The sequence below is a fragment of the Paracoccus wurundjeri genome (assembly GCF_030678915.1).
GTDB lineage: Bacteria > Pseudomonadota > Alphaproteobacteria > Rhodobacterales > Rhodobacteraceae > Paracoccus > Paracoccus onubensis_A.
Genome location: NZ_JAUUTZ010000027.1, coordinates 19,129 through 34,165, shown reverse-complemented (window position 1 = coordinate 34,165; position 15,037 = coordinate 19,129). Strand labels below are relative to the sequence as shown.

Annotated in this window: 12 protein-coding genes and 1 pseudogene; 4 read left to right on the top strand and 9 right to left on the bottom strand. The window is 56.7% G+C overall.

Features of this window, described 5'->3' with window-relative positions; translation table 11 throughout:
* Positions 1-216: 216 nt before the first annotated feature.
* Positions 217-2,412 (bottom strand): polysaccharide pyruvyl transferase family protein, encoded by a 2,196-nt coding sequence (locus Q0601_RS20425; RefSeq protein WP_305291762.1) that lies wholly within the window; start codon positions 2,410-2,412, stop codon positions 217-219.
* A gap of 76 nt (positions 2,413-2,488) precedes the next feature.
* Positions 2,489-2,635, bottom strand: a pseudogene (locus Q0601_RS20420) (IS256 family transposase); the annotation flags it as partial.
* A gap of 278 nt (positions 2,636-2,913) precedes the next feature.
* Here Q0601_RS20420 and Q0601_RS20415 point away from each other — a divergent pair.
* The 3 genes from Q0601_RS20415 (at position 2,914) to Q0601_RS20405 (ending at position 6,379) form a co-directional block, all read left to right on the top strand.
* Entirely contained in the window at positions 2,914-4,065 is a 1,152-nt protein-coding gene (locus tag Q0601_RS20415) for a LicD family protein (RefSeq protein WP_305291761.1), read from the top strand.
* 138 nt (positions 4,066-4,203) lie between these two features.
* Positions 4,204-5,307, top strand: a complete 1,104-nt coding sequence (locus tag Q0601_RS20410; RefSeq protein ID WP_305291760.1) for an XcbB/CpsF family capsular polysaccharide biosynthesis protein — start codon at positions 4,204-4,206, stop codon at positions 5,305-5,307.
* Positions 5,308-5,425: 118 nt separating this feature from the next.
* Positions 5,426-6,379, top strand: a complete 954-nt coding sequence (locus Q0601_RS20405; RefSeq protein WP_305291759.1) for a hypothetical protein — start codon at positions 5,426-5,428, stop codon at positions 6,377-6,379.
* 180 nt (positions 6,380-6,559) lie between these two features.
* Here Q0601_RS20405 and Q0601_RS20400 read toward each other — a convergent pair whose 3' ends face one another.
* On the bottom strand, positions 6,560-9,130 hold the full coding sequence (locus Q0601_RS20400) for a glycosyltransferase (RefSeq protein WP_305291758.1): 2,571 nt from the start codon (positions 9,128-9,130) through the stop codon (positions 6,560-6,562).
* Positions 9,131-9,328: 198 nt separating this feature from the next.
* On the opposite strand from Q0601_RS20400, the gene Q0601_RS20395 reads away from it, so the two are divergent.
* Positions 9,329-10,366 (top strand): SGNH/GDSL hydrolase family protein, encoded by a 1,038-nt coding sequence (locus Q0601_RS20395; protein WP_305291757.1) that lies wholly within the window; start codon positions 9,329-9,331, stop codon positions 10,364-10,366.
* A 71-nt stretch (positions 10,367-10,437) separates the two neighbouring features.
* Here Q0601_RS20395 and tagD read toward each other — a convergent pair whose 3' ends face one another.
* The 6 genes from tagD to Q0601_RS20365 all read right to left on the bottom strand — a co-directional run bounded on the left by tagD (position 10,438) and on the right by Q0601_RS20365 (position 15,030).
* The gene (tagD, locus tag Q0601_RS20390; RefSeq protein ID WP_305291756.1) at positions 10,438-10,881 is read right to left on the bottom strand and encodes a glycerol-3-phosphate cytidylyltransferase; all 444 of its coding nucleotides are present in this window, start codon (positions 10,879-10,881) and stop codon (positions 10,438-10,440) included.
* A 269-nt stretch (positions 10,882-11,150) separates the two neighbouring features.
* Positions 11,151-11,585, bottom strand: a complete 435-nt coding sequence (locus Q0601_RS20385) for a hypothetical protein (protein WP_305291755.1) — start codon at positions 11,583-11,585, stop codon at positions 11,151-11,153.
* Between the two features lie 160 nt (positions 11,586-11,745).
* On the bottom strand, positions 11,746-12,096 hold the full coding sequence (locus Q0601_RS20380) for a hypothetical protein (RefSeq protein ID WP_305291754.1): 351 nt from the start codon (positions 12,094-12,096) through the stop codon (positions 11,746-11,748).
* A 79-nt stretch (positions 12,097-12,175) separates the two neighbouring features.
* Positions 12,176-13,228, bottom strand: coding sequence for an ABC transporter ATP-binding protein (locus Q0601_RS20375; RefSeq protein ID WP_305291753.1), 1,053 nt, complete (start codon positions 13,226-13,228; stop codon positions 12,176-12,178).
* Between the two features lie 30 nt (positions 13,229-13,258).
* Positions 13,259-14,107 carry a carbohydrate ABC transporter permease gene (locus tag Q0601_RS20370; RefSeq protein ID WP_305291752.1) on the bottom strand — a complete coding sequence of 283 codons (849 nt, stop codon included), beginning with the start codon at positions 14,105-14,107 and terminating at the stop codon, positions 13,259-13,261.
* Positions 14,107-15,030 carry a carbohydrate ABC transporter permease gene (locus tag Q0601_RS20365; protein ID WP_305291751.1) on the bottom strand — a complete coding sequence of 308 codons (924 nt, stop codon included), beginning with the start codon at positions 15,028-15,030 and terminating at the stop codon, positions 14,107-14,109. Before Q0601_RS20365 ends, Q0601_RS20370 begins: the two co-directional genes overlap by 1 nt.
* Positions 15,031-15,037: the final 7 nt, after the last annotated feature.

Genomic DNA, 15,037 nt, shown 5'->3' with positions numbered 1-15,037 from the left:
GCGGGGTTCGGATCAAGCGCGGTATAGTATCCGCCCGCGCCGGGTAATCATCCTTACCCGCATCCAGCGACATGTCCGCAATCCTTTGCTGCCATTCCTCCTCCGCCGCCCACCCGCGTCATTTTGCCGTCATCTTCGGATTGGATGTTCGGGAAGCAAGCGACCAACAATGAGAGGGCCGCTTCATGGTGAGTGATTTTACAGGGAGGCGGCTCACTATAATTGTGTGTCCCAGAGCGTATTCGCACTATAGTGCACATTTCGGAACCGGCGGAACACCGTGTCATGTGCATGCATGCGACTAAACAGCTCGGAAAGTATCTTTGAAACTACGCGTTCTTGGCCGGCTGTGGCTGCAAGGCGCTTTTGCATGCAATGCATAAGATCTCCGCTTCCGATGCCAAAGACTGTCATACCATCGAACAACGGTGTTTGGGACACAACAGCACGGTATTCCTGTGCAATACCCCGGCGGCCGGTTGCCCAATTCTCCGTCTCGTATAATTTCACTGTATTTGCGAAAAGAACACCGGTCATGGCTAAGCTACGATCGACCACGTCTTGCGCATGATCTGCAAATGTATCGCAAGCGGACACAAGCCAGCGGCTATTGAGTTCTCGTAGAAGAAAATCCGTTTCTTTGATCCAGATCTCCTGAAAACACCGAAATGCCGGAGCGCTCTCTAATCCGCGCCGTAGCAAACTGATAAGGGCGGCGTGGTAGAAAAGAAGTTCTGATTTGGTCGCAAATTCTTCGCGGAGCGTTGCAAAATGCGATGGGATATCTTTGCCCTTGGGGCGCGGCGGAGCAGGAGAAATGCCTGGCACAATTCTACATCTTATTTCGCCCGCATCTTTTCCGCAGAGCCTATGTAAATCTTTGAGGCAGCTAATAGAGTTAGCCGGATCCGCAGGGCGTGGGACCCCCGCCATTGCAAAAACATCCAAAGGCAGTCGGTAAATTGCGTCTTTCAGTACCGGGCGTGCTTGTTCGATTCTTCTGGAAAAGCTACCCAACATCTGGATAAGGCTACGTAATACCTTATGATCACCAGCATGATAGGCCAAGACAAGCTCTTCGAACAAAGCACGCGGAGCTGGAGGAGGCCCAATCGCATTATTCATCGGATCGGAATACTTATAACCATCAACCTGTTTGATCGTATTCGCGCAATAGGGAGCGATATGCTCAGCGGCTGAAATCGTCTGTCCGGGCGGGGTAGATAAGCTGCGAGGGAACGTCGTGGGCTGACCTTTCTGGATCGCTGCGAAATAATTTCCTGCGTAGTGCAGGCGCTCTCTGATTGGCCCCATCCCGTTCTGGAGCGTCGAGGAGGTTTCGGCGGGATCGTCAAGAATCCTTAATGCATCCTCTGTGATGGTCGTCTGATCGTCAAAGGATCGAACAGGGGAAATGCCCCCAAGCATCGCGGACAACCCTTCGTTCTCGTAGGAATTACCCGGCAACTGAATCACCGGCGTGCCAGCGGCAAGCGCCATGATCGTCATGTGGTAGTGGCCGCTGAGAACGAAACGACATCGCTGCAGGGCGTAAGCTGCTGCCGTGTAGGGAACGTTTTGGGGAACGCTCACAAAGCCCTCGTCTCCCCAATGTCGTTGAGCAAGCCCAAACAGCGCCTTGTCCGCCGAAGTCGATACTGTAACGAGTGGGATCAGGCCAGTTGTCCGCTTAAGATGGTCAGCAGTTGCAAAAATTTCTTCATGGGCTTCATGCCCTGTCCAGGCTGCTCCGACGACCGCGAAATGTCTATCTGCCGGAATGTCCAGCGAGGCAGGACGCGGACGTGTCAGAAACGCTGCGTCTGGTATGTGGGTCACCTCCCGGATTCCTGCCTGTTGCGCCGCATCAAACGAGATATTCTCACGGACCGCCACAAGATCGAAGCTGTTATAGGCCGCTGCCATCACCGGAGTGAATGTCTCATCGCATGAATAAATGGTCTGATTGACCGACAGGACCGGTTTTTTCCAAACATTCTTGGCCACGAAAGGCAAAAGCAGTAACCTGGCGCCATTCACGAAATCCGTGCCTGCCATAGTGCCTTCAGCCTGGAAAATAATAAGATCTGCGCTTTTGACCTGAACAGCGTATCGACCATATCGCTCCAGAGCTAGCCGTTCGAGGTAATCGAGCGCCTTGCCCGTCATGTGGCCGGATTGGCAGGCAGCCAGCATGGCATCATAAATATTCTGCGAATGCTCCTGTCCTAGCTGCCGATCAATGTCATGCCGGGGAAGCAGAGGTACGAGTGAAATCTTTGGTAACGCTTCAATATCAAGGTTTCCGTTGAGTAGGCTTAGCAAGCCCCAGCTCGTTGCCTGACAGCCCCAATTCTCACGAAACCCTGTGAAATTGACAATCGCAATCTTTCGCGCTTGGTAAGTATTCAAGCTTGGCCCTCAGTCAGTAAATGATGCTTACGATAGGGAACAACCGAGATATACGCAGAAAGTTGGTGACGCCTGATCAGGCGGCGACTTGAAGTTGGCGTAGACCGTCACGGAACTCAATCCCTTGAATGAACCTGGGCAGGCAGTTCTGGCCGTCGAGTTTGCGATATTCCTTCTGCCCCGACATCATCAGCTTGAACGCCATGGCAATCCCGGCATTGCGGTTCAGACGGTCATTGGTGCTTCACTTCAGCATTGATATCGCCGAAGGGGCCGCAGGTTGACATCAATAGGACGCATAGCCATTGTCGCACGTCACAGTGCATCCAGCAGGCACCCGCTATAACAATGCTTAAATATCTGATCCGCCGAGCCCTTCCCAGAAACTATATAACCGCCCAGCACGGTGTTATCAGCCGCCTAGCGCTGGGCGGAGGTACATTCTGCGCGACCTTGGCCATCACATTGGATCTTGTCCTGGCGAAGGAAGTTTTTAACCGGATGCGGGCAGACGACTACGCCACCGGGCTGGCGCGCCTGGCATGGTATGTCCGTCGCAGATTTCCCCGGATGGACATGTCGGTGGACCCGCTGCATCTGTTCTGCGCCGGCATGACACCGCAGGAACTCGAGGCCATGCGCCGGTTCCTGTTGCGCCATGGCAGCCGTGTTACGCCTGAAACCCTGCTGGGCGAGTTGTGCTTCATTTCGGCCTGCTGCGCGCTCGGGACATTCGGGACACCGGCTCATACTGCCATCATGACCCGTCTGCGCGCGAATGCGGGGGAACTGCTATCCTATGGGCTGTACCGCCTGAAATCACCCGATCCGTCCGCCTCTGGCCTCCAACCCGTGGGCTTGCGAAAGCGGAAACCGACAGCAACCGCACAGCGGTCAGATTTCTCGCCAGAGCGGGCCGAGACCGCGCTGCGTGACGTCCTGAAATTGCTTGAGGACGGGGGCTTCAGGCCCTTCATCCTATCGGGCACCCTATTGGGTGCGATCCGCGAGGGCCGGTTGCTCGCCCACGATTACGATCTCGACCTTGGACTTTTCGCCGAGGAAACCAATCTGGACCGTCTTGAACGGTTGCTGAACCGTAATCAGCAGTTCCACTGTCTGGGGAAGGAATACCAGACGGTTATTCTGGATGATCACGACACGGCAGCGCGCCGCCGCGACATTCCGGTACTCTACAAGCTACGCCATGTCAGCGGCGTTATCACAGATGTCTTTCTACATTATCGTGAGAGTAACCGGATCTGGCACGGCACGAAGCTTTTCCGTTGGGTGAACAGCCCCTTCACGCTTGCCCCCTGCGATCTTGCAGAGCTGAGTCTGCTGGCGCCCACGAATGCCGAGCAGAACCTAACCGAGAATTATGGAGATTGGCGACAGCCGAAATACGACTTTCATTGTGCACTTGATACGCCCAACCTGGTACTGCATCCAAGTCCAATGGCTCTGGCGGCGGCAGTGCGGCGCTTTACGATGCTGGCCTCGCGTCCGGTCGAGGCAATGAAACTGCTTGAACAGATGGCGCAGGCAGGCTTCATCGAGCCCACTCCTGAAAAAGGCTGGCGGATCCGCGAACCATCTTACGAACCGGCCGAAAGGTGGGTGGGGTTGAATGCGGAAGCGGTCCGCGCCTGATGCTAGGCCAGCGAAACAGGAGGCCGGATCAGCGCAAAAGCGGTCGGAAAGCCTGCTGGGTCAGCGGAACGGGTACCCGCCGGCAAGGGCAGGAAAAACTCGTGCCATTCGCTGCGTATTGACATGGCCGGCTCGTACATGAATAAGCGCTCGCTGATGTTGATCCTAGCCGAGGGGCGCAGCAAGGCCCGGTTATTTATGGAAAAGATAGACAGCGCATCCGCCATCCATATTCCTGTCGACATTCCGGACGCGGAACTACGCGACCGGATTGCGTCGCTGCCGCGACTGAACTTCATCCATATCGCCCACGCTGCAATCAGCAAAAACACGCAGGATAACATCATCACCTTGGCGCGCCGTGACCCAGCGCTCAAGGAGAAGCTGATCACCATGGCCAATGCCGGATTTCATCTCTATGCCCTGCGCGAGGGCGTTTCCTCGATGGTGCGTCATCGCCGGATCAGCACCCTCTGGCGGCCGGCGATCGCGGGCGAAATATCGATCGATGCCAACGGGATATTCAGCAAACTGGCGCCGGCTCCCGACCACAGCGGAGAACCGCGCCTGCTGGTGGTGTTCTCCTCGATCGCGGGCACAATTTACACGCCCAGTCTGATCCGACATTTCGAACAAAACTTTGCGTCGATCGGCAAATACATTCCGAAGAACACATATATCTTGCGGATTGTCGATTTCGGCGGCGTACTGGGATCCTTCTACCTCAACTCCAACGCCCTGCCGCGGAACGAGGAACATATCGCGACCTGTATCTCCACCATCGCAAATGAACTGGGCGTGTCATCAGAAAACATTGTGCTCTATGGCACGTCGAAGGGCGGCACCGCGGCAACCTTCTATGCATTGCGCCAAGGCTGGCGTGGCATCGCGGTGGATCCAATATTGTCGGACGAGCATTACGTGCACAAGCATCGCGACCTGCATTTCACCGAGGGTACCTTTCCGGCGGCCAAGCAGGAACGTTTTGCGGAACTGGTGCAGCAGGTTCATCCGCAAGCGCGGCTGTCAGTGATCTGTTCGACCCGCTCGCCACAATTTCGCTATATTGAAGAGACTTTGATCGAGCGGTTCCGGGATCGTTTTCTGTTCCTGAATTCTGAGACCCCGGAGATCCGCACACATCCCGATGTGGGGCCGCAGACCCTGCCGCACACCCTGTCACAGATCAACCGGCATCTGGCCGGTCTGGAAGCGCCAGGCGGACTATACACCGTCTGGTGAAGCAGGCCGGCCTGACAGTTGCGGGGCTTGCTTACGATTGCTAAAGGCGAATGTGAAGGCCGGGAGAGCCACCAGATCCGGTCTATGTAAAAACCTTACTCTTTCGTAATGGAACAACATGAATCTCACCGTCCATATCGGAACGACGAAGACCGGATCGTCAAGCATCCAGAGATTTCTGAACTGCAACAGCGACCAACTGCGCATGAAGGGAATACTTGTGCCCTCGAGTCTGGGCAACATTATCCATCTCAACGCCGTCATGGCTTCACTGCCATTTGGGGAAAGCATGGATCTGGCGCGGGTCATCAAGTTGACTGATGCTCGCGACCATTTAGCCTTTCGCCGAAACACCATCGCAGCCTTCCAGAAAGAGCTGGCGGCCTCGCCTGATTGCCGCGAGGTCGTGATTACTGCCGAGTATCTACATTCGCGATTGCCCTTGCGGCAACACGTTCAGACCTTCCGGGATCTATTCTGCCGCGATTTCGACAAAATCCGCATCGTGGTCTATATGCGGCCGCAGCTGGATCAGATCGTCTCGTTGTATTCAACGGTGTTACGAAGCGGATATGCGCGCCCACTGAACCACTTCATCAGAAGCCGCATGAGCCCGGCTTTCCGGCCCTATTTTGATCTGCGCGACGTCATTACTCGGTGGGGCGATGTCTTTGGGGCGGAGAATCTCGTTGTCCGCCCCTACAAGGCTGTATCCGGGAAACTAGGCACCCTGGGTGATTTCTGCGAGGTTCTAGATTTGGATCTGAATCCGGATTCCGAAGAGTGGCGGATCGGCGGGCAGGTGAATACCTCGATCAATGTCGCTGGACAGGAACTGCTGCTGCTGCTGAATCAGACTGGTGCCCTCGACGCGGCCCATCGGCGCCAGGTGGTGAAATGGGCTGAACTCCATTGTACAGGTCATGGCGCGACACCACCGCCGAAGCTGGCCCGAGCCTTCCAATCGCAGTTCGACGAAAGCAATCACTGGGTGACAGAAACTTACTTCCCCGGCCACCCCGAATATCTGGAGCCGCGTTGGCCCGAGCGTGTCAGAGAGGGGGCACGCTGAGGGTGCCGCTACCGCCTCAGTGGATCTGCACCGGTTTCGCTCCGGTCTTTTGAGAGCGATACTCGCCGTCAAGGAGGCCAGATATGGTAGCGATACACAGCGGACTTCAGGCAGGATGCGGTTCGCATCGCGCTCGGGTGGACTGACATGGCGTCAGGTCGCGTCCAGGCTGGGCTCAATTTACGTGCCAGTCCGGTCAGCCGCAAAAACTCGGCCGGCCGCATCTGCTGTGCGAGCCAGGACGGTCCCGTAGAATTCGGCCATCGTATCGCGGGAATAAGAGGTTCTCACCTCGGCGTTCTTCAACGGCGGCAAGCGATGCTCGATGGCGGCCTTCATCGCCTCGGCGAATGCCTCTTCGGTCGGGAGGACGATATGGCCCAGCCCGTCCTTCAGCACCGCCCTTATCCCCGGAATGTCCGAGCCGATACAAGGTGTGCCGACGCACTGTGCCTCGAGCAGGGTCATGGGCTGGCCCTCGTAATCCGATGACATCACGCAGGCGTCAGCCCGGGCAAGCAACGGATAGGGGTTCGACACCTGGCCCAGGAAACGCACCTGGGCGGCGACTCCCTTGCGCCGGGCCAATTGCGATAGCCTTTCCAGCAAAGGGCCGGTGCCACAGATCAACAAAACGGCGTTAGGATACTCTGGCGCGATCCGGGCCAGCGCACCGATCATGCGATCATAGCGTTTCTCTGGCGACAATCGGCCCAAGGCGATGAAGCGATAAAGTGAACTGTCCTGAAACAGCGGGCCGGCCTCGGGATGGATCAGTGAGACCGGCAGCCGCGCCTTTTCCAGTACCCGTTTCACATCCAGCGTGTTGCGCACGGTGCGGGCCGTCATCGCGGGCGGATAAAAATGCTTCAGATGGGTTTCGTTCACTACCCGCGTCTCGTCAGATACAGCAACGATCTGGTCAAACCAGCGATAGATCTGGAACACCGCGTTCAACTGGCGATGATTGCGCGAGGCGTCAGGATTATTGTACTCGGCCCAGAGATGGTTGTGCTGGTAGCAAACCTTGCGGGTGGCATTGCTGCAGGCGATCAGGCCGGTCCAGTACGGCGCATAGCCACCGAACTCGATCGCGACATCGAAGTGGCTGTCGCCAAAAACTCGCCGCGCTTCGCGTGTAAGAATGTTGCGGATAACGGGCAGATCCCGATCGGCATCAAGGTCATTGCCAATGCGAAAACCATGGTAGACCGGCCGTTCGTCGGTGCTTAGCAGCATGTCGCCCGAGCGCAGGATCCAGTTGCACCGGGGGTCGAACTCCTGAAACTGCTCCATCCGGAGCGGTTCCTTGTCCATCACCGGCGCGTCGACCACGATATATGGATCGAACCGGTCGTAATCGAGATTAGCCATCAGGCTTTTAAGCGATGAGGTAATTCCGTTCGGAATGACGCCGCCAGGCCCGATCAGGATGCGGATGCGGTCGTCGGGCCGACGGTGATATGTCGCGCCTGCAGGATCAAGCAAAGCAGAAAGTGCGGTCTGGGCAGCCTGTCCGTCCTCGAACGGCGTGAAACGCCGCACCATTTCTGCGTGACCCGGGAAGTCCGAGGGTGGGCGGGCCACTTGAATTGCCTCGACCAGACCGGGCAGATCGGTGGTATTGGCGCAAGGGAGATCGGCGGGCTCCAGATATAATCCGCGCTCTTCTCGGTAATGCTCGATATCGGGCGTGAACAGGATGATCGGGCGGTCCAGAGGAAGGAAGTCGAACAGGATGCTGGAATAATCACTGACCATGACATCAACGATGCTCAGCACATCATTGATATTCTCGTCCTCGGCCAGAAGGGCCACATTGCCGGCCAGATCGGCGGGCTGAACTTTTAGCATCTGATGCGCCGAGAACAGCACAACGTAGCCTGATCCCAGGGCTTCAGCCATCTTGTTGCACAGCTGCGCCTGATTGCCGAAGACCTGGTCAATCCGAGTCGAATTGCCCCGCCATGTCGGTGCGAACAACACAACCTTCTGCCCCTCTTCGACGCCATAGCGTGACCGTAGCCGCGCTGCCGGCACTTTCGGCGTCAGAAGATCGTCGACGCGTGGCGCCCCACAAGGGATAAGCGCTCCGGCCACCAATTGGTCCACGTAATAGGGCCGGATTGTCGCCTGCCGATAAAAATCGCTCATCTCAGGAATGATGTCAGCCTGCAGGAAATTCCGCTGCGAATTGGCCATGGAGACAAGGGGCGCCACCATGTCGCGCCCCATCGCTTTCATGGGAATGCCGTGCCACGTATTACAGTAATGCTGTCCGGGACGACGGATGAACCAGGGCGGGAAGGTGACGTTGTTGACCAGAAATCCTGCTTCGAGCAGCGCGATGCCGTATTCGGGCGTCCCGGTGCGCACCAGTGTTACATCGGGATTGTCGGAAATTTCGCTCGGCACGATCGCGCTTCCACGAGCCACCCACAGGATGCGGAACTTACCCCGAGGCTGGATTTTGGTCAGAGCGCGATACATGGCCAGAGGATTGTCGGCGAATTTCTTGCCCCAGTAGCATTCGAACAGGATCGTATCGGACCGCGGCGCCAGACGATTGTAGTTTTCCACATATGCATGGGTGTCGAGGCCACCCGGGTTGGCGGCACCCTCACCTCCCATCATGGCATTGTAGCGAGCCTGCAAAAGGCGCGAGAAGGCGGCATATGGGCCGAAACGGCGCAGTCGGGCATCAAGGGGCCGGTAGGCAAGAAGAAATCTGCGTAGCAATATCTTCGTCATATCCTCACTTCGTTCTTCCCAAGTGCCGGTCGTTTGTATGAGCCGGATAGGCAGTGCGGGTAAAATGGCCTATTTGGCTCGGCTGAGCAATGGCAAGGGTAGTTTTTCATCTAACCGATTGTAATAATGTCTATGGGATGCAATACGCAGCCTTGCCCACTGGTCGACCACAATCGACCGCAAATGCCGGGAATCGACATGTCCTTTTTCGTTTTCGGTGGTTCCAATTCAATCTTTCGCGATGGTTGGATCACCTGGTTTGCCGAACGTGCGGGGCAGCCGGTCCTGAATCGCTCGGTCGGAGCGACAACCACTCTCACGGGATTGTTCCGGTTCCTGATGAAAGGCGAAGAACGCGCGCCTGAGGCGGGAGATTGCATCATCTGGGAATATGCTCTCAACGATGTCAATCACGTCGCGCGCGGCTATCGTCGCGAGATGCTGCTCAAGAATGTTGAGCATTTGATGGTCCTCTCCCGCGAGCGTGGCTGTACCTTCGTTCCACTGATCTTTACGCCGCTGTGGCAGGAACAAGCGCCGCGCCGTGACCTCTATTACGATATGCTGACCAAACTCTTTTTGGCCTATGGCGTTGTACCGTTTGATGTTTCTACCGCCTGGCGTCACCATTTCGGCAAGGCTCGGATGCCCGATTCCATGTATCTTAACAATCCCCATTATGCCCGCGTGCCGCAGGTGATGGATTTTATCGCTAATGGGGTTGCCGAAGCAGCAAACAATGCCAGGGTCCCGGCTGCAATCGCGCCTCACTATACCGAGGGACGAGGCGTCACACTGATCACCGGGTTAGGGCGGGAAATTCACCAGAATTCCATCATGCGGGTGCCAGTGACCCGAATTCCTCTGTCGATCGAGATGAATCAACATGGCAGGATTGCGGCCGTTTGCGCTCTGTGCCAGTCGGAGCCGGAACGCGGCATCCGGGTCCAGCTTGTTCCATCAGCCGGCGAGATCCGGCAGATGCGCTTTTCAACCACGAACCAGGACGACCAGCGCACGATTCTGAAGGCGATCTCACTGGAAAATGCTCTGGGCAAGCGATGGAGTGATCGCTGGGCCTTCAGTCCCGGCGATCGGCTTCGTCTCTCGCCGGCCCGCAAGCCGGGCGACTTCTACGCCGAACATGAATTGTCCAAGTCTCTTGCATCGCCAAACATCGGCGCGCCCGCGCGGATTACCGGGGTGCTGGTCGAAAGTGTTATGCCGGCGCCTTAGCACCGCCCATGCCGGTTACGACTGCAACGTGCCGATAAAGAGACCCGGCTTGCCCGCGTCCGGCTTCGGTTTCAGCGTATCTGTTTCAACGTCGCCGGATTTGCGTTGACAATATCTACGGAGGAGTCGTCGGACTGCAGACTGGTGCGGATCATCGTGCTGGAAATGCCGTTGGTACGTTCGAGGTAGATCACTTCACAGAGTGCGCCGAGTTCATCGAACTTCCCCTTCCAGTCAGTGCCCATGGTGAAGACATCGACATGGTAGAGTTTCACATCGTCAGGCTTCTGCTCCCATGTCTTTTCCGGGATTACCAGATCCACGTAGCGAAGCGCCTCAAGATGCGCCTTGCGCTCCTCCCAGCTATGGAATGCTTGCTTGTTCTTGCCTATATTGAACTCATCGGTGGAAAGGCCGACGATCAGATAGTCACCCAGAGCCCGCGCGCGCTGCAAAAGACGAATATGTCCGTAGTGCAGTGTATCAAAGGTGCCATAGGTCAGAACACGCCGCATCAATATCCTCCGGTTATTCGCACCTGAACTGGCCATTTCAGTAGAGGCTACCGAAGTGCGGACAATTCATCGTGTTGAGGCTGCACCAGTAAAGCACCTCTCACGGAACTACAACTATGCGCGCCACGCCAGTGTCATCAAAGAGCCATAATCCTTCGCTATTCTTGGAGGCGAATCTATCAACGAGGCCAGCATGACTTCCCCAATCGCACATCCTGTATCCCTGTCGGACGATCGGAAGCGACTTGCCCAGCTTATCGAGATCGAAATCATATCTGGCATGGAGAATTGCCTTTCGGCAAGCGAGATCGCGACGTGCGTTGCCGGTATCCTGGTCCACTCTCGCGACTTGGGTTCGGCTGAAAACCGAACCGCTGGATGCCGGAGCTGAACACCCCAGGAGAATTGGGGAATGGACGGGTTAATCGCTTTGCCAGCGTGAAGCAGTCAAGTGTCCGTCGCCAGAACAATTGGCACATCTCGCGGCATAAATTAACAGAGAATTGGCTGAAGAAAAACGGTAGTATCGTGCATATGACAAAGATCAGATGAACAGGGATCACGGCGATCATGGCAGGATGATCGGGGTTTACATGCCAGAGTATCACAACGATAACCGCGTAGAACACGGAAAGCGCCAGACCTCCCGCCAGCAGGAATCCGCGTGAATTAAAGGTTTGAAGGTAAATTTTCATTACTGCCATTGAATTGCTTCACCGTTACGGGTTCTGGCTTGTTCGCTATTTACTGCAGCACGAAACCCATCTTTAATTTTGTATGTATCATCGGCAATATTTATAATCGCTCCGACGGCCATCGACGCACCCGCGCCTATCGTAGTTACAAATCAAAACGCCGCCCCCGTCAGACCAAGGCAGCCGTCAAACCTGCACCTATAATCGCAGACAAGACAGTCTTCGCCATTTCGATTCCCAGCCCGACAAACAGGTCAGACCAATCTCCCCCGGTTTCCGGGTCCAGAAAATCACGGATTTCGCTGTAAACCACGATTCCGATCCCCACCGCTGCAAGCCCTTTGAACGCGCCGCCCGCAACACTCGCGACCCGTCCGCCTGAGATGCATGCGGATGCTTCGAGGAAACTCGTTCTGTACTTGCTGCGTAGCGTCAGCCTCCCATATGCGGTGCGAAGCCGTGCCTTTGCTTCAAAAGCCAGAACCGTATCCCTGATGCAATGAGGCTCCAGATCGGACAAACTCGTACTTCAATGGGAGTGATCTGTGTATTCAGACCATTTTCAGCATGACGGGAACGGCGAACGGTTGCCCATGACCCTATGCAGGGACCGGCTCACGCGCAGCTTGCAGTGACCGACCCTCGGCATCGAAGCGATGGAGGTTCGCGGTGTCGAAATCAAGTTGCACCTCATCGCCGGGTTGCGGCCCCTCCTGCCCTTCCGAAAGCACGAGGAACCTTCCCGCCCCCTCCATCTCTACATGGAGAAGCGATCCGCCCCCGGTATATTCACTTAGCGCGACCTGCCCTTTTATGAGTCCACCGTCGGGCACGATCCGCAAATGCTCGGGCCGCAGGCCGATCTGCGCCACGCCTTCCATCGGAATCCCGGCACGGGTCAATTCAGGGGCAAACGCGTCGGCGGAACAGATATTCATCTTCGGGCTGCCGATGAATTGCGCGACAAAGATATTGTCCGGATGGGCATAAAGTTCCTTCGGGTTGCCCACCTGCTCGATCCGGCCGTCGCGCAGGACGACGATCCGGTCCGCGAGCGTCATCGCCTCGATCTGGTCATGAGTGACATATATCATGGTATTTTCCAGCCGGCGATGCAGGGATGCGATCTCGGCCCGCATATGCACGCGTAATTCGGCATCCAGATTGGACAGCGGTTCGTCGAATAGGAATACTTTCGGATCTCCCACGATGGCCCGGCCGATGGCTACCCGCTGCCGCTGCCCGCCGGAAAGCTCGCGCGGATAGCGATCGAGCAGTTTTTCAAGCTGCAGCGTCATGGCCGCTTCATCTACCTTACGCGCGATGCTGTCGGGCTTTTCCTTGCGCACCTTGAGACCGAAGCCCATGTTCTGCCGCACGGTGAGATGCGGATAGAGCGCGTAGGACTGAAACACCATGGCGACCCCGCGACGCGCGGCCTGCACCTCATTCACCTGCCGTCCGCCGATCCAGAGCTCGCCGCCTGATATATCCTCAAGTCCGGCGATCATCCGCAACAAGGTCGATTTACCGCAGCCCGACGGGCCGACAAAGACCACGAATTCGCCTTCCAGAACATCGAGATCGATGCCGTGGATCACCTTGGTCTTGCCGAACGTCTTGGTCACGTTTCTGAGTTTCAGACTGCTCATGTTATACCTTTCCGTGTTCCAAGAGGGGCATCAGCCCTTCACCCCGGACATTGCAAAGCTTTCGATAATTTGCCGCTGTGCGATCAGATAGACAATCAGGATGGGCACCACGGCCAGGCTGGTAGCGGCCAGTTGCAGGTGCCAGAGCGGTGAACCATAGGGATCCGTAAAATTCGACAATGCCAGCGGCAGGGTGAAATTCTCGATACTGGAAAGAAAAACCAGCGGTTCCAGAAAAAGATTCCACGAGAACAGGAACGTGATGATCGCCACCGCCGCCAGCGCCGGGCGCGACATTGGCAGGGCGATCTTCCACCAGACCCCCAGGCGTGAGAGCCCGTCCATCTTTCCCGCCTCTTCAAGCTCCTTGGGCAGCGACACGAAATACTGCCGCATCAGAAAGGTCGCCATCACCCCATGCGGTCCGAAGACCGGCAACAGGACAAGCGGGATATGCGTATCCATCGCCCCCAGCCACTTCATCAGAAAAAAGTTTGGCACGATGGTCACCTCTTCCGGCACCATCAGCGCCGACAAGAGGAAGAGCATCAGCAATCCGGCACCGGCGAAACGCATCCGCGCCAGAGCATAACCCGCGAGCGAAGACAGGATCAGCGTCAGGCCGGTCACCAGAACCGCGATATAGATCGAGTTGAAATACTGCCGCGCGAAGGGTTGATACTCGAAGACCTCAACGAAGTTGCGCCACCGCCAGACATCGGGAATGAGACTGGGCTGACCAAAAATCTCATTCGCGTTCTTGAATGCCGAGGAGATCATCCAGAGGAACGGGAAAAGAAACGGCACCGCCACTACCGAGAGCGCCAATGTCCAGCACAGTTTCTTGACGATGGCGGCCTGTCGTATCGTCAGTTCCATCACGCGGATCCTTTCTGCCGCAACATGATCTGCACCAGCGCCAACACCAGAACGATCGCGAACATGATCATCGCCAGCGCGGAAGCATAGCCGACATTGAAGAACTCGAATGCCTGCTCATAGATGTAAAAGGCCAGCACAAGCGTGCCATTCTCGGGGCCGCCACCGGTCATCAGATAGATATGGTCGAAGACCTTGAACGACCCGATCGTGGTGATCACCATGATGATCAGCGTGCTGGGCGCGAGCAGGGGCCATGTCACCATGCGGAAGATCTGCCAGTTTCCCGCGCCCTCCAGCCGCGCGGCGTCTTCATAATCACGGGGAATGGATTGCAGCGCGGCGATATAAAGGATCATGTTCAGCCCGACCATCTTGAGCACGCGGGTGGCGATCACCGCCACCATGGCCCAATCGGGCTCTCGCAGCCAGTTGGGCCCGTTGATCCCCACCGTGGCCAGCATCTGGTTCACTGCGCCCGCCTCTCCCTGAAGCAGGAACTTCCAGACGATAGCCCACGCCACCGCCGAAGTAACCACGGGTGCAAAGAAGGCCGTGCGGAAAAACACCACGCCCCGTCCCGGACGGCAAAGCGCGAGAGCAAGGGCGAGGGCGAGGGTCATGTTCAACGGCACCAGCCCGGCGGCGAAAATCACCGAGTTGCGGATAACATGCCAGAAATCGGGATTTTGGGTCAGCGCGTCCTGATAATTCGCGGTACCGATATAAGTCATCTGCTGGCTGAGCAGGTTCCATTCCGACAGCGAATAGATAACGATCGCAATCAATGGCCCAAGAAAAAAGATCAGGAACCCGATGAGAGTCGGGCTGACGAAAAGCCAGCCTTCAAACATCTCTCTGCGACGAAGGGTCAGCCACGGCGCACGCGGCGCCGTGGTCCCGGTCCGAACATGGCCCGTCATGCCGCCG

What these genes read in the sequence shown, in the direction of transcription:
- Q0601_RS20370 (WP_305291752.1), bottom strand. Translation starts at nt 14,107, where the DNA reads ATGGAACTGACGATACGACAGGCCGCCATCGTCAAGAAACTGTGCTGG.
- Q0601_RS20395 (WP_305291757.1), top strand. Translation starts at nt 9,329, where the DNA reads ATGTCCTTTTTCGTTTTCGGTGGTTCCAATTCAATCTTTCGCGATGGT.
- tagD (WP_305291756.1), bottom strand. Translation starts at nt 10,881, where the DNA reads ATGCGGCGTGTTCTGACCTATGGCACCTTTGATACACTGCACTACGGA.
- Q0601_RS20405 (WP_305291759.1), top strand. Translation starts at nt 5,426, where the DNA reads ATGAATCTCACCGTCCATATCGGAACGACGAAGACCGGATCGTCAAGC.
- Q0601_RS20410 (WP_305291760.1), top strand. Translation starts at nt 4,204, where the DNA reads ATGAATAAGCGCTCGCTGATGTTGATCCTAGCCGAGGGGCGCAGCAAG.
- Q0601_RS20415 (WP_305291761.1), top strand. Translation starts at nt 2,914, where the DNA reads ATGCGGGCAGACGACTACGCCACCGGGCTGGCGCGCCTGGCATGGTAT.
- Q0601_RS20375 (WP_305291753.1), bottom strand. Translation starts at nt 13,228, where the DNA reads ATGAGCAGTCTGAAACTCAGAAACGTGACCAAGACGTTCGGCAAGACC.
- Q0601_RS20385 (WP_305291755.1), bottom strand. Translation starts at nt 11,585, where the DNA reads ATGGCAGTAATGAAAATTTACCTTCAAACCTTTAATTCACGCGGATTC.
- Q0601_RS20400 (WP_305291758.1), bottom strand. Translation starts at nt 9,130, where the DNA reads ATGACGAAGATATTGCTACGCAGATTTCTTCTTGCCTACCGGCCCCTT.
- Q0601_RS20365 (WP_305291751.1), bottom strand. Translation starts at nt 15,030, where the DNA reads ATGACGGGCCATGTTCGGACCGGGACCACGGCGCCGCGTGCGCCGTGG.